This is a genomic window from Celeribacter marinus (assembly GCF_001308265.1).
In the GTDB taxonomy this organism is placed as follows: domain Bacteria; phylum Pseudomonadota; class Alphaproteobacteria; order Rhodobacterales; family Rhodobacteraceae; genus Celeribacter; species Celeribacter marinus.
The window spans coordinates 2850581-2864461 of the sequence record NZ_CP012023.1; the positions used below are offsets into that span (position 1 = coordinate 2850581).

General features: G+C 54.7%; 19 protein-coding genes and 1 pseudogene. 13 read left to right on the forward strand and 7 right to left on the reverse strand.

What is annotated here, in order from left to right; all coding sequences use genetic code 11:
* Window positions 1-18: 18 nt before the first annotated feature.
* Window positions 19-156 (reverse strand): annotated as a pseudogene (locus IMCC12053_RS16100) (DUF3768 domain-containing protein); the annotation flags it as partial.
* A 181-nt stretch (window positions 157-337) separates the two neighbouring features.
* On the reverse strand, window positions 338-796 hold the full coding sequence (locus IMCC12053_RS14165) for a hypothetical protein (protein WP_062220157.1): 459 nt from the start codon (window positions 794-796) through the stop codon (window positions 338-340).
* 138 nt (window positions 797-934) lie between these two features.
* Here IMCC12053_RS14165 and IMCC12053_RS16235 point away from each other — a divergent pair, with 138 nt between their 5' ends.
* Window positions 935-1261 carry a DUF6626 family protein gene (locus IMCC12053_RS16235; protein ID WP_062220158.1) on the forward strand — a complete coding sequence of 109 codons (327 nt, stop codon included), beginning with the start codon at window positions 935-937 and terminating at the stop codon, window positions 1259-1261.
* Between the two features lie 123 nt (window positions 1262-1384).
* Window positions 1385-1741, forward strand: coding sequence for a hypothetical protein (locus tag IMCC12053_RS14175; protein ID WP_062220160.1), 357 nt, complete (start codon window positions 1385-1387; stop codon window positions 1739-1741).
* Window positions 1742-2356: 615 nt separating this feature from the next.
* Here the strand turns inward: IMCC12053_RS14175 and IMCC12053_RS14180 are convergent.
* The 3 genes from IMCC12053_RS14180 to IMCC12053_RS14190 all read right to left on the reverse strand — a co-directional run bounded on the left by IMCC12053_RS14180 (window position 2357) and on the right by IMCC12053_RS14190 (window position 5144).
* The gene (locus tag IMCC12053_RS14180; RefSeq protein ID WP_062214603.1) at window positions 2357-3550 is read right to left on the reverse strand and encodes an IS91 family transposase; all 1194 of its coding nucleotides are present in this window, start codon (window positions 3548-3550) and stop codon (window positions 2357-2359) included.
* Between the two features lie 10 nt (window positions 3551-3560).
* Window positions 3561-4448: a tyrosine-type recombinase/integrase gene (locus IMCC12053_RS14185; RefSeq protein WP_062214601.1), complete on the reverse strand. Its 888-nt coding sequence runs from the start codon at window positions 4446-4448 to the stop codon at window positions 3561-3563.
* 177 nt (window positions 4449-4625) lie between these two features.
* On the reverse strand, window positions 4626-5144 hold the full coding sequence (locus IMCC12053_RS14190; protein ID WP_169775322.1) for a Crp/Fnr family transcriptional regulator: 519 nt from the start codon (window positions 5142-5144) through the stop codon (window positions 4626-4628).
* Between the two features lie 67 nt (window positions 5145-5211).
* On the opposite strand from IMCC12053_RS14190, the gene IMCC12053_RS14195 reads away from it, so the two are divergent.
* From IMCC12053_RS14195 to IMCC12053_RS14225, 8 genes are all read left to right on the forward strand, one after another.
* Window positions 5212-5799, forward strand: coding sequence for a hypothetical protein (locus tag IMCC12053_RS14195; protein WP_062220164.1), 588 nt, complete (start codon window positions 5212-5214; stop codon window positions 5797-5799).
* 68 nt (window positions 5800-5867) lie between these two features.
* Window positions 5868-6182, forward strand: coding sequence for a hypothetical protein (locus tag IMCC12053_RS15880; protein ID WP_074906436.1), 315 nt, complete (start codon window positions 5868-5870; stop codon window positions 6180-6182).
* Window positions 6183-6290: 108 nt separating this feature from the next.
* The gene (locus IMCC12053_RS14200; RefSeq protein WP_062220166.1) at window positions 6291-6785 is read left to right on the forward strand and encodes a DUF411 domain-containing protein; all 495 of its coding nucleotides are present in this window, start codon (window positions 6291-6293) and stop codon (window positions 6783-6785) included.
* Entirely contained in the window at window positions 6782-7246 is a 465-nt protein-coding gene (locus tag IMCC12053_RS14205; protein ID WP_062220168.1) for a c-type cytochrome, read from the forward strand. The genes IMCC12053_RS14200 and IMCC12053_RS14205 overlap by 4 nt, the downstream gene beginning before the upstream one ends.
* The gene (locus IMCC12053_RS14210) at window positions 7243-7587 is read left to right on the forward strand and encodes a copper resistance CopC family protein (protein WP_062220170.1); all 345 of its coding nucleotides are present in this window, start codon (window positions 7243-7245) and stop codon (window positions 7585-7587) included. Before IMCC12053_RS14205 ends, IMCC12053_RS14210 begins: the two co-directional genes overlap by 4 nt.
* 5 nt (window positions 7588-7592) lie before the next feature.
* Window positions 7593-8471 carry a CopD family protein gene (locus tag IMCC12053_RS14215; protein WP_062220172.1) on the forward strand — a complete coding sequence of 293 codons (879 nt, stop codon included), beginning with the start codon at window positions 7593-7595 and terminating at the stop codon, window positions 8469-8471.
* A gap of 13 nt (window positions 8472-8484) precedes the next feature.
* Entirely contained in the window at window positions 8485-9912 is a 1428-nt protein-coding gene (locus IMCC12053_RS14220; protein WP_062220174.1) for a multicopper oxidase family protein, read from the forward strand.
* The gene (locus tag IMCC12053_RS14225; protein WP_062220176.1) at window positions 9912-10313 is read left to right on the forward strand and encodes a hypothetical protein; all 402 of its coding nucleotides are present in this window, start codon (window positions 9912-9914) and stop codon (window positions 10311-10313) included. The genes IMCC12053_RS14220 and IMCC12053_RS14225 overlap by 1 nt, the downstream gene beginning before the upstream one ends.
* Window positions 10314-10317: 4 nt before the next feature.
* Here the strand turns inward: IMCC12053_RS14225 and IMCC12053_RS14230 are convergent, their stop codons facing one another.
* Window positions 10318-10590: a metal-sensitive transcriptional regulator gene (locus tag IMCC12053_RS14230; protein WP_236852439.1), complete on the reverse strand. Its 273-nt coding sequence runs from the start codon at window positions 10588-10590 to the stop codon at window positions 10318-10320.
* A 105-nt stretch (window positions 10591-10695) separates the two neighbouring features.
* Here IMCC12053_RS14230 and IMCC12053_RS14235 point away from each other — a divergent pair, with 105 nt between their 5' ends.
* From IMCC12053_RS14235 to IMCC12053_RS14245, 3 genes are all read left to right on the forward strand, one after another.
* Window positions 10696-11244 (forward strand): DUF305 domain-containing protein, encoded by a 549-nt coding sequence (locus tag IMCC12053_RS14235; protein WP_062221376.1) that lies wholly within the window; start codon window positions 10696-10698, stop codon window positions 11242-11244.
* A complete protein-coding gene (locus IMCC12053_RS14240) occupies window positions 11237-12025 on the forward strand; it encodes a MauE/DoxX family redox-associated membrane protein (protein ID WP_062220180.1) in 789 nt (262 codons plus the stop codon). The genes IMCC12053_RS14235 and IMCC12053_RS14240 overlap by 8 nt, the downstream gene beginning before the upstream one ends.
* A 722-nt stretch (window positions 12026-12747) precedes the next feature.
* Window positions 12748-13026, forward strand: a complete 279-nt coding sequence (locus IMCC12053_RS14245; RefSeq protein ID WP_062220182.1) for a hypothetical protein — start codon at window positions 12748-12750, stop codon at window positions 13024-13026.
* A gap of 24 nt (window positions 13027-13050) precedes the next feature.
* On the opposite strand, the gene IMCC12053_RS14250 is transcribed toward IMCC12053_RS14245, so the two are convergent.
* Window positions 13051-13629, reverse strand: a complete 579-nt coding sequence (locus IMCC12053_RS14250) for a hypothetical protein (RefSeq protein WP_143090045.1) — start codon at window positions 13627-13629, stop codon at window positions 13051-13053.
* Window positions 13630-13881: the final 252 nt, after the last annotated feature.

Consider the following 13881-nt stretch of genomic DNA (forward strand, 5'->3'; position numbering starts at 1 on the left):
GATGATCTGTGATGGGGCTTAATACTCCTCTGCCAACATGATCGTAAGTACACGACTGGTCACAGTCGGATCGCTGGGATCAGGCGAATGCATCTGCAGGTCTACATCGTAGGTCTCGATCTTCCAGAAGATGGTTATATCGCCGTGATGGAATGATCCGAAGTCATGCTATCCATAAGGGTCCTTGTCCGGTGTGAAGGCGGTGTAACACTGCACTTGGCCCAGCACTGATGGTACGTCATCTAACGCCTGCACGCCTTGAGTGATCACCACACGGCACCCTGTGAATGAGCGCCGTGCGTGATCATTAAGTGCTGCTATTTTAGCTGTGGTTGCATCATGCATTTGCTGCCGCCTTAGCAGCTCCTGGCTTTAGGCGTGGTTGCCGCTCAGCTACTTTGGTGATCGCTACGTCCAACTCTCCTGCGGCAGCTGCGTTTAGAAAAGCATCAAGGACACCAGCTACGTCTTCTAGTGATTTGACTAGTACTGCGTTGTTGGTGCCATCAGCTGCAATCACACGCGCGCCGTATCGGCACTGCACATACCAGCCCCCGTCTTGCTCAAAGAACCATGGGCGTATTCTGCGGTGTGTTTTGACCATCACCCGTTCTCCCATGTCATTGGTCATCCACTTGTGTCGCTCAACGCGGTGATCTTCTTTCTTGAGTGCAGCCGCATGCACCAGCTTTTGCTCTTCAAGCCCCGCCACGAGTTTATCGCGCCGTGCTACAATGGGATCGCGCTTGGTGCTGCGATCAACGGTCTTGAATGTAAGCTTTGCCAGATGTGTCATATCCGCTCCTTGCTGTTTGGTTACAGCTAAAGCGTATGGTCAAAGGAAACATTGGACGACCGGAAAGACAGTCAAGATACTGATTATATGTGATAATGTGGATAAATACAGCTGCACTTACCCAACTGGAGGCAGCATATGAGCATAAGACTACTAGAGCACTTACGAGACGAATTGATACACACTGGTATTGTCCAGAATACACCAGAATTTTGCCGCAGCTGGCTAGGACGCAGTGAAGGCTACATTCGCGTGTTGCGCTACAACCGCATAGAACCAAGTGTGGAGACGCTGGCGATCTGTTCTAACAAGCTGGGGCATTATGCGGCGCGACTGAATGGCTCAGAGGTTGAACAGCACAAACAGTGGGCCGCTAGGTTAGTCGGCCTAAAGGCCCTCTGCGATCAGGCCATAGCCCGCCAAGCAGAAGCAGTGTGGCGTGAGCCTGAGAGGATGGGCGCATGAGCTTGTATCTGAAATGGGTTCTGCAGCCGCAAAAATCTGTGCTGCGGTTTTTTAGCGGGAAGTACTTACAGAAGTTAGGTGGTGATTTTGCATCACCCCATTTTGCTAAGCAGGGTGCTGCGCATGGATGACCGAGACGAACTGCGCAGACTAATTGATGTGATTGAGAAAGGCTCTGGCACGGGCAGTCTTGAGCAAGCCGTTGATGACATTAAGACCTTTGCCAATACCGCAAGCTTGCTAGCTAACAAGTTGGACACACGGCTAAAAGGTGGCGACGTCAAAGCAAAGAAGCAGCCAAAGTCGCGGATGGGTAAGGCTATTGCAGCTGTGCCAAAGCCAAGTGCACCTAAGCCCCCTACGCCAGCCACGCAGCCGTCTGCGTCTGGGATGCCTCAAGTAACCAGTACGGCAACGTCACAAGCAGATTACGATAAGCTTAAGCCACAGGGAACACAGGGAACTCTGGGTGGGATGTAGTGCTGTGGCGTTTACGGCGCTGTGTAAGCAGGCGTAAGGCGGTGAGTTTGGGAAGGCCGCTACGTGTGGCTGTAAACGTGGGTTAAGGCGCTACGTGGGCTTTTGTGTCAGACATATGCGGATGTTGGAGTTTATAGGGCTGTGTAGGTTTTGGTTGTGAACAAGCGCGAGAGGCATAGTTAAAATCATACGAGTTCGTCTTCGCTCATATGCTCGATAAAGATGCTAGGCCTTAAACCAAGCTGGCATTTGTGCATATTGCAGCCAACGGCTGGTTTGATGAAGATTTTCTGATGCGGGCCAGGGTGCAATCTTTCGGCTTGGCTCGACTGTGGCCCGCGTTGGAAAATCTCTCAGGGAGGAAGCCGCGGGGGCTTGGCGGTGTCTATGGGGAAAGAGCGCTGTCTATCGGGCTTGTGACTGCTGCGGATACGTTTTTGGTCAGATTGAAGACGGCGGTTCGTACGTTTTGCCCGCTCGCTTGCCTAAGATTTGAGCTGGGTCGCTGCCGGTTTGCACCTTTAACGTGATTTGCTGGATCGCTGCGCACAAGTGATTTTGGCCGGTGTTGCAGAAACAACCGGATCGCATTGGGCGGGATAAACGGGCAATCAGTCATGCGGCCTGTTTCCTTGGTGGAGCGCGGGATCGGGGAACCTGGCCGCGCTTGAACGTTTCGATGATCAGCATTGTGCCGCCGCAACAGGGGCACGGTTCCCGCAATGTAAATGGTGTGGGATCATCCTCGGATGGTGGTTCTTGCTCTGGCGGGCTCGCCCCAATCAGGGCTCGGACCTTTGCAATGTTGGTTTTACGTTGCGCGGACGCCAGCAGGCCATAGTGCCGGATCCGGTGGAACCCGTCGGGGAGAACATGCATCAGGAAACGGCGGATGAACTCGTCCGTTGTCAGGCGCATCACCTTTTGCCGGTCACCACTCTTGATGCGATAGTCCTTCCATCGGAACGCGACGGTGTTTGCATCGGCGCTGAAGAGGCGCTGGTTCGAGATCGCGACACGGTGCGTGTAACGACTGAGGTAGGCTAGAACTGCCTCGGGTCCGCCGAACGGTGGTTTGGCATAGACCACCCATTCGATTTTACGGAACGGGGCCAACCAGTTTGCAAATGCACCGGTCTCAGCCAGCCCTTTTAGGTCACTATAAAACGCCAGATCACCCGAGCGATGCAACGCCATCAGTCCTTCGATGAACAGGCGGCGGAACAGCCGTGACAGCACCCGCACATGCAGGAAGAACCCCGGCTTGCACGCCACCCATTGGTTGCCGTCGCGCGACAAGCCACCGCCGGGGACGATCATGTGGATGTGTGGGTGATGGGTGAGCGCAGACCCCCATGTGTGCAACACGCTGGTCATGCCAACGCGAGCACCCATGCGCTTGGGATCAGCGGCGATGGTCGTCACGGTCTCGGCGGACGCCCGGAACAGCAGGCCGTAAATGGCGCGCTTGTTCCAGAGGGCGATCCTGGCAATCTCGGCTGGTAGCGTGAAGACGACATGGAAATACTCGACGGGCAGCAAGTCTTCGGCCCGTGCCGCCATCCAGTCGCGCGCAGCGGGTCCCTGACACTTTGGACAGTGCCGGTTTTTGCAACTGTTGTATGCGATGTGCTGATGGCTGCATTTGGTGCAAGCCGCCACATGCCCGCCGAGCGCCTCTGTTCGGCAGGCTTCTATCGCTGACATCACCTTAAGCTGGCTCAGGCTGATATGCCCGGCATTGGCCCGCCGCCACGCGGGACCATGTTTGCGGAATATGTCAGCAACCTCCAGTCTGGGGCGGGGCACTCCCCGCCCGTCACCGCGGTCGCGTCTTGCGTGTCTGTAGGTTCAACTGCTTGAGGGCCTCGAACGGGCTGGTCGTATCCCGGATCATCTTGGTGGCGACCTTAGTGTACTGCGCGGTGGTTGTCAGTTTGGCGTGACCAAGTAGCACTTGGATAACCCGTACATCCGTGCCCGCTTCCAGCAGATGGGTGGCAAAGCTGTGCCGCAGGGTGTGCAGCGTTGCGGGCCTGTTGATCCCGGCCATGCGTTTGGCCGATGTAAAGGCCCGGTTGAGTTGACGTGGCGAGATCGGATTGATCTTGGGTTTACCCGGGAACATCCACCCTTCAGGCCGTGCCTCGCACCAATAGTCACGCAACAGATCGAGCAATCCCGGCGACAGCATTACCTTACGATCCTTCCGCCCCTTGCCCTGCACGACGTGGATCAACATCCGGTCACTGTCGATGTCGCCGGTCGTCAGATTGCAAACCTCAGAGGCGCGCAGACCCGCACCATAAGAGATACTGAGCGCCGCGCGATACTTGAGCCCGGGACCAGGTGCTACGGCCAGAAGTTCTGAGACTTCCTCAACGCTGAGCACAGCGGGCAGCTTGCGCGGCTCGGTGCGGAATTGCATGTACTTCTTCATCTCATCACGCCCGCAGGTCATCGAGAAAAAGAAACGCAGAGCAGTGATCCGCGCGTTGTAAACCGAGGGCGTGACCTCGGTATCCGTCATATGAAGTTGATACGCGCGCAGCTCCTCACGCGTAGCCGTATCCGGTGAATGCCCCAGAAACGCAGCAAAATCCTTGACTGCCCGGATATGAGATCGCTGGGATTGGTGCCCCAGACCCCGAATGCGCATGTCTTCGATCATCCGCTCCCGAAGCGGTGTTGTTCTCTCGCTGACCATGAAATCCTCCTGTCTGTCGATTGAGAAACCTCAATCGTCAAACAGATCAGCCAGATCGCAAAATCCGCCAACATGTGGGATGCTTCAATACGCTTGCCACAAGCGCCAGTGCCGCGCGAGCGGCTTCGTCCCTGAGCCCAAAATTCCAACTTCTACTGGGTGCAGCGAAGGTCTGCTTCAGATCCTGCGCTTCGCCAGCTCTCGGTAGAGCGCTGGTGGCGAAACGCCGATCCTTTCTGCCACCATGATCCATTCACCCTTGGGCGGTTTGCCATGAAGGTCCAGCCAAGCATCAAGCCGATCCGCCACACGCCTGAAACGCAGGATTTCAATCCGCGCCCGCTGCGCCTGCACTTCCTTTGCATGGGTTTCAATTAAGCTCAGGGCGGCCTCCGGCATGTTGCGGATAGCGCTCAAAAACTTAGCACGAGGCATGCTGGCAACTTCAGCGTCAAAGCGCGCAACAGCGTCACAGTGATAGATTTTCGCAAACAAGGAAGCCTCGGCCAAAGCCATGCCTGCCGTGGCAACGTGCAGTGTCAGCGGCACACCATCTGTCAGCGGGCGCTCCAATGCGACCGCGCCGGATCGCACCAGATACATAGACTCCACTTGCTCCGCTTGACGGAACACCGCCGCATTTTTCGCTATCCTACGGACGGGTGCGCCATCGAAAATATCTATCCAGGTCGACATGATAGAGATCATATGGCGCTTGATACTTGTCTGATAGTCTTTTGATGACAATTTGAGAGGCTAAAACATGCAAGCAAAAATTATCCTAACTGTAATTGCATTTACGGGCGGCACGGCGCTCGCGTTCGCGCAAACCAACCATGCCGGACACGATAATGGTATGGATCATTCAGCACACGGCCAAGATCAGATAACGAATGCCGATGTATTGTCAGAACCTGGGCAAGGCGCTTTCGCAGCTTTGTCCGAAGTCGTACGCGTCCTTGAAGCTGATCCTAGTACGAACTGGGCCAAAGTCGATCTGACTGGCTTGCGAGCGCATCTGATCGATATGGACCGGTTGGTCTCGGATGCGGTGGTCTCGCAAACTGACCTCCCGAACGGGATAAGCGCCGCCGCGACTGGCGATGCAGAGACAATCGAGACGCTTCGGCGGATGGTGCCTGCCCATGCGGCGCAGCTCGCGCGTGATGATCGTTGGGCTGTACAAGCCACCCAAACCGACGAGGGCATTGAGCTGCGGGTGACGAGCGATGATCCCGCTGTTGTCGCCCGGATCAAAGGCCTAGGTTTCTTTGGATTGATGGCCAGTCAGGATCATCATCGTGAGCATCACTTGATGATGGCACTCGGGGAAGATGCCCACGCGCATTGATATGCTGCGACAGCAGGTAACAGACGTGTGACTTGCAAAACCATACATACCCCATATAGGTATGTTTCATGTTTATGGCTCGCTTCATCATGGTCGTCATCTTGACGCTATCCGCATCGCTCTCCGGAGCGATGGATGCGGGACATATGCCGTCTACCGATCATAACCACGCTGCGGCTGAAATCATGGCGGATGAACAACCCGCATGTTGTCAGGACAGCAGTGAACGCACGCAGACCTGTCATGCCGTGCCAGCTCTGCTTCCGGCATCGGAACCGACCAGCACTCCGCCATTTGCGGGTAAAGGTGTAGTCTTCGCGTCTGGCATACTGCTGACCGGTATTCAGCCATCCCGTCCTCTCGATCCACCCCGCGCGGTGTGATGCCTGCTGTGCCTCTTTGTGGTGCAGCAAAGATTAGTCATCACACCAAAACGGGCTTTGCCCGCAGCCCTCATTAATTGGGCACGCATCTTTCGAGAGGAAAACCTTATGAAATCAATCAAGACACTTCTGGCCTTCACACCCGCCGCTGCACTTGCCCTTGGACTGGCATCCTTTGGATGGGCGAGTATGGCCCATGCCGACAGCCATTCACATATGGCTGACTACGGCACCATGCACGTAACCAAAAGTCCTACATGCGGATGCTGCGGCGCTTGGGTGGCACTGGCCCGCGAGGAAGGCTACGACATTGAAGTGACCGACACTGCGGACGTCACAAGCGTGAAATTGGACGCGAACATTCCTGGCAATATGTGGGCCTGTCATACCGCCATGATCGACGGCTACGTCGTCGAAGGCCATGTGCCGTTTGCAGCCCTTGCAAAACTGCTGGAAGAGCGCCCGAACGTCACAGGCATCGCTGTTCCGGGAATGCCCGGCGGCTCGCCCGGCATGGGAAATGATCCAACTGCACGCTATGACGTGATCTCCTTCGGCGGCGATGCGAATGAAGGCGACGTCTTCTATCAGGCCGGTTTGTGAAACGGCTTGTATTCATAGCTGGTGGCGGAGCGGCTCTGATCGGGGCCGCTCTCTATGCCTACACCACGGTCTCGGCTGAAACTGATCGGGTTGTCCTGAAAGATACCGATCCAGTAATCGTAGCACTCGGGGCAAGTGTCTATGAGGCGAATTGTGCCTCGTGCCACGGGGCTAATCTGGAAGGCCAAGCCAATTGGCGCTCGCCTGATGAAGATGGACGTCTCCCCGCTCCGCCCCATGATGAAACCGGACACACATGGCACCATGACGGGGACACGTTGTTTCGGCTCACCAAATACGGGACGGGTGCCCTTATCGGCGATCCCGACTACGCTTCGAACATGCCAATCTACGAAGGCGTTCTGAGCGATGAAGAGATTATCGCCGTTCTCAGCTACATCAAATCGACCTGGCCGGACGACGTCCGCGCCCGTCATGACGAAATGGAAAACAGACAATGAAACAAAGCATTTTTGCAATCCTTGCGCTGATCGCAACCGCGACCGGTGCCTGGGCGCACTCCAAAGCCGAAGAAACAACTCCGGCAAATGAGGCGACAGTAGCATCGGTTGAAGCCATCGAAATGCGCTTTGATGATCCGATGCGCGTGATCGCGATTACGCTGACCGGACCGGACGGCGAAGTGGATATTGAGCGTGAAACCGGCATGGACGCCGTGACGGAGTTCCGTGCACTGCCACCTGCTGATCTGCCCGACGGGGCCTATACGGTTGATTGGCGTGGTCTATCTGCAGACGGTCACCCCATGCAGGGCACCTTCGGCTTCAAAGTAGCCGATTGATCCGCGTGGAAGGTCTGGCACCAATCGACGCATGGGCCATTGCGGCCATCATTGCGAAGGCAGCGGGCTACGGCGCGGCGCTTCTTGCAATGGGCGGGCCACTATTCATTTTGGCCTTTCCAAACGCATCCTCCGATGTGCAGAAACTAGCTCGGAAAATCGCTGTGATCGCCGCTTTGATCGGACTTGCAGTGCTGGCATTGCGGTTTGGCATCCGGGCCGCCCGTATCTCCGGGATGGGTTTGCCGGGTGCACTCGATCCTATGATGCTTGGCTTTGTCTGGGACAGTCCGCTTGGGACAGCCGCAATCTGGCGCGTTTTGGGTGAACTTCTTGTCCTTGCCATGCTGATAAGGGGTGTCGTTGGCCTCGGGATGGGGTTGGTTGGGGCGCTCTTGATTGCGGTGTCTTACACGTTCGTCGGCCATTCTCTTGGTGACCTTCGCTGGCTGCTCGCGTCGTTATTGACACTGCACCTTCTGGCGGCGGCGTTCTGGATTGGCGCACTGGCCCCTCTCGGTCGCGCGGTCGGCCAGCCAGACGGCGCATTGCTGCTTCATCGCTTTGGAAACGTCGCCAGCGTGACGGTCGCACTGCTTGTCGTCGTTGGGTTGGTCTTTGCGTGGCTCATGACCGGATCACTCTCCGCGCTGCTTTCAACCGCTTACGGCTGGACGCTTCTCGCCAAGCTCGGCGTGGTAACAGGGTTGATGGCCCTTGCCGGCCTCAACAAATGGCGGCTCGTTCCGGCGCTTGCATCTGGCGATTCCACTGCTGCGTCCCACTTACGCCGCTCAATTCAAATCGAAACCGTGGCCGTTCTGCTCATCTTGCTGGCAACCGCAACGCTGACCTCGATCACCACGCCTCCGGTCAACATGTGAAAAGGAAACTCTCATGACCTCCTTATCTCGACGATCAATTCTGAAAGGAGCTGCTGCGCTTGGCGGCGCAACCCTGTTATCCAGACCCTCTTTAGCCTATGAAGGCTTGCCAATCCTGCGCGCGGCACCTGCATCCGCGCAGCTTGCATCTGCCGGATATCCGCCAACGCCTGTCTGGGCTTACGCGACCGAGGCGGAAGGCAACGTTCCCGGCCCGGAAATTCGTGTGCAAGCGGGCGCGCGGGTCAACTTCCAACTGGCCAACGACCTGCCGCAACCAACCTCTGTGCACTGGCATGGCATTCGCATTGAAAATGCCATGGATGGCGCGGCACCTTTGACACAAGCCCCCGTCCCGCCCGGCGATACGTTTGACTATGACTTCGTAGCCCCCGATCCTGGGACATATTGGTATCACTCTCACAACCGCAGCACGGAACAAGTCGCGCGTGGCCTCGCGGGTCCATTGATCGTGGAAGATCGCGAACCGTGGCTCGGGGAACCTAGTGCAGCAACCCGCGAGCTGGTCCTTATTCTTGATGATTGGCTGCTGGATAGCGACGCAAGAATTATTGAAAACAGATGGGAAGACCTGCATGCAGCCTCGCATAGTGGGCGCATGGGAAACACGGTCACGGTGAACGGCGCTGCCTATCCAGAATTGGATATCCAGCCCGACGAGCGTGTGCGGTTGCGGATCATCAACACAGCCACGGATCGGATCATGCCCTTGTCGTTGCCGCATCTGTCGGCGCGGCTGATTGCACTAGACGGCCACCCTGTTACGCCACGCGAAATCGACACTCTTATCCTCGGACCCGCTCAAAGGGCGGATGTGGTGATCGACGGTCGCGTGGACGGTGAGGCCCGCGCCAGCCTGCTGCTTGATCCCGGTAATGGAGAATGGGTGGAAATTGCTGGCTTCATCCATTCGGGTGACACTTTGCCGTCACGCGGCACTGATGTCCGCCCTTTACCTGCGTGGGGCACACTTCCCGTGCCAGACCTATCAGACCCGCAACGCGAAACGCTGTTGATGGAAGGCGGAGCCATGCGCGGGATGTTGGAAACTCGTTTTGGCGGCGAAACAATGGGATTCCGCGAACTTGCAGCCAACGGTATGGTTTGGGCGTTCAACGGTGCCGCGAACGAAATGGATAAGCCAATGTTCCAGGCGGCTCTGGGCCGAACTGTGCAATTGAAAATGTCAAACCGATCCGTGTTCCCGCATGCAATCCACCTGCATGGTCACCATTTTACCGTCCTGTCCAAAAGTGGCGCTGCAAACATCGAAGGTGACGTGCGCGATACTGTGCTGATCGGCGCGGATGAAACCGTCGAGATTGCATTTGTTGCTGACAATCCCGGCCAGTGGATGATCCATTGCCACATGCTATCGCATCAGAAGTCGGGCATGATGGCTTGGTTTAAGGTCGCCTGATGTTCTGGATGCCTCTCATATCAGGGGCTATACTCGGCGGCGCGACTATCGCACTCATGGAAATCGGTGGCGTGATGCGTCAGCGGGGAACATGGGCGACAACAATGGTCGCTATCGCATCATTCTACGTAGTGTTCGCCATCCAGACCGGCGATACGCTGGAAATCATCGTTCATAGCGGTCTCGCAGCCGGGTTCGTCATTCTCGCGATTGTTGGCGCACGCGCGTCATCCTGGATACTCGCTGCTGCTTTGCTCGGACATGGATTATTCGACGTTGCAGTCGGATCGGTTCTCTCGAACCCTGCCCCGAACTGGTGGGGGCCGTTCTGTCTGGGGATCGACGTGATACTGGCGCTTGCTTTGGCCGTGATGCTCTGGCGCGGACAAACCCTCGACTGAACAGCTACTTTGACGCTTTTTGCAAAAGCCCGATCAACTCATCAAACTTCGCACGTTGCTCCTCGGGGTCGCCGCTCTGGATCGCCGTCTCGACACAATGCTCGGCATGGTTTTCAAGGATTAGCTTTTCGACACCCAGGATCGCTGACCGGATCGCCGCTGTTTGCGCTAGAATATCCATACAGTAGCGGTCGGCCTCGACCATGCCCGACACGCCGCGCACCTGTCCTTCCAGCCTTGAGAGCCGGTCCAGTGTCTTTTCTTTGTTAGCTTTCACGCTGGCATTCCACTTTTGTTTGGAACCATCGGCTGACATTCTGGTTATATACCCCATATGGGTATATTGGAGAGACAGACAATGGCACATCAAGGCGACAATACAATGGATTCCACAGATACGCATCATATCCATACCGGAAAAACCGGAAACTATGGCCGGTTTTTTGCAATGATCGGCACCTCAACGATTGTGATGTATGGCCTGATGTATCTCAACACATACGCGCTCGATCACGTCTTTTTCTCGCAAACTCGGATGTGGATGGCGCTTTACATGGGCGGGATGATGGCGGTGATCATGCAGGCTTTCATGCTCGGCATGTATTCAAACCATAAAGCAAATATTACGATTTTTGTTGGTGCCGCGATTGCCTTTGCGGCGGGCCTTTATCTGGTGCGTTCTCAAGATACAGTGGGCGATGTCGCATGGATGAAGGCGATGATCCCACACCATTCTATCGCAATACTGACCAGCGAACGGGCCAACATATCGGTCCCGCGTGTGCGTGAACTGGCCGATGCGATCATCGAAGTGCAACGCGGGGAGATTGCAGAAATGAAGCGATACATCGCGGACATTGAAGCGAACGGCGATGCAGCCCCCGGAACATCCAGAACAGAACCTAAGACGAAGGAAAACGATCATGCCTAAAGACACCCGCGACGTCGCTGATGTGACGACCGATCCCGCAACCGCCGCGACCGGAAAAACAGCCGTTTTGTATCGTATGGCCTTGCCGAACCATCTGTGCCCGGCGGGACAGAAGGCGCGTTGGATTTTGGAAAGAAAAGGGTTTGAAGTCGATGATCGTCTGTTCCGGGAGCGATCAGAGGTCGACACATTCAAAAAGGCGCATGACGTGCCCACCACCCCGCAGATCTGGATCGAGGGCGAGCGGGTCGGTGGCTACGATGCTCTGCGACAAAAGCTGACCGACTACGATCCGAACGCTACAACCTACCAGCCAGTAATCTATCTATTCGCGGTGGCCGCTGCGACGGCGCTTGCTCTGTCCATAGGCTTTCTCGGCGCAATCACATGGCAAACGCTCGGTTGGTTCATCTCCGTTTCAATGATCCTTTTGGGGATGCAAAAGCTCCGCGACATTGAGAGCTTTACCACCATGTTCCTGAACTACGATCTGCTAGCGCGGAAATGGGTGCCGTACGCCTATGTTTACCCTTGGGTCGAAACTGGCGCGGGCATTCTGATGACGGGTATGTTGCTGACTCCACTTGCCGCCCCTGCGGCACTCTTTATCGCCACAGTCGGCGCGATCAGCGTGTTCAAAGCAGTCTACATTGACAAGCGAGAGTTAAAATGTGCCTGTGTGGGTGGCAACTCGAATGTCCCACTCGGTTTCGTAAGCCTGACGGAAAACCTCATGATGGTGGGCATGGCGATTGTGATGCTCGCCCTGATAGTAGTTTGAAAGGAAGCAACATACCGTGACTTCGGCGCAAGCAGACGTTGGTGGTGCGCGACCTAATGGCAGCTTAGTACCGCATAGCAGTTATATGAACGCGCAACATTGAGAATCCGCTTAATTAGCCAAAACCAGCGCTTGTGCTTCAATCGTTGTCGAGAGAAGCTTCAATCGAGGTATGGGGCTATCATAGTGTTCAACACGGCGTTTCCGCCCTGCCCTTACAATGACATCAAAAACACACTTATACGCACACCAAAAATATATTCGCTTAAGCCATTGATTATAAATGTATAATTTATACCGCCTCCATTGAAAATCCTCGTGTCGGTGGTTCGATTCCGCCCCTGGGCACCATTTTTACCAACAAAAACAATGACTTAGCCGAGCGCAATGCGCGCTTAAGTTGTGTAATTCAAAAACACACCTTAAACACACTTTTTGCCGTGTTGCTGACTATTTTTACTCTGGATTCGCTGTGTTGAACACAGTGTAGGCTGATGCTGTGTTGCGAACACTGTGTTGGCAGAGTTTTGGGCGAACATGGTTCGGGACACAGAGAAACAATTCATAGGCAACGACTGGGCCGCAGCGTCATAACCGTATTTCTACGATTTGACGCAATCATCACATCTCAATATGATATGTGTGTACTCATAATTGGTAATGACTTTGGCGTGTTTTAAATTCTTTTTTGATGTGCCAACAAAATTTGGAACTATAGAACCATGATAATTGACCAGATAGTCTCCCTACGCGTGATGCTTGACGAGATGGAACAAGATATTGGTCTCGACAAACTCTCTCCTCCCGAAAAAAGCATATACCTTGCTGCTCAAGCCGCAAAATCCAAAGACGGCCTTGTTCAAACGAGAGATATTTTAGAGCATCAGCTAACGCGGCAAATATCGCGCCCAACATTTTTCAGATGCCTAAAAGCCATTTTAGATCATGGATTACTCAAACATTCAGACCGCAAGAAGAGAGGCGAGTTTAAAGTCCTGTAAAGTACCGCGCCTGCCATCGACTGCTTATGAAGACTTTGCGCCATGCTGACGTATTGCTTTGTTGAACGCTATTAACAACATCAGCAAGAAGAACAATCCAGACACGTCTCCGATGAAGAACCCAAGCATAAGGGTGATCCATGTTGCGTCCAATTGGGATCCGTACCAGATAGCGTGACCTAAGCCATTGCCAATTGAAGCGACCGCCCCTGCAATAATGATTAGCAGCCAATGGGAGCGAAGTTGGCTATCGCTGTGACTAGACCAGGTGCGAAACACCAAGCAAACCGCCAGAAAGCTTGCGCAAATAGATATGAGAGCTGAATAAATGCCCTGCTCACTCTCAAGAAACACCCTCAGATACCCCCAAGTCACAAGATGTCCTGGAAGCAGATAAAGTATTGCTCGCCATCCATAGAGATAGACAGCAAGAACACGCACCCCGTGAGGCAAAAACAACAAACTAATGCTCATGGGCAACCAGTCAAAAAACTGCGCCTGTATTGGCATCAAAGCTCCAAAAGTCACAACAAACAGAATAACATAAGCAATAGTAACAATAATTGTGGCTTGAGCTTCGGCGATAAAAGTCAGTCGAGACATATAGCCTATCCTCAAGAAATTCATGTGTGTCCCACACCAACACAGCTATCCTAGCCTAGGCTTGATTGAGCAAGGGACAGATCAACAGCCCGCTTATGTCCAGTTTAGCGTTGACCCTTTGAGGGCGCTGGTTTTTTTAGCCTTAGCGCACACCCACGTCCACTTTACCGATTTGGAGCTCTTCGCATAACGCCAAGAGGCTTAATTTTAGCGACCACAGGGTTTTTGCCTTCATAGGCTCAAACAACGCGC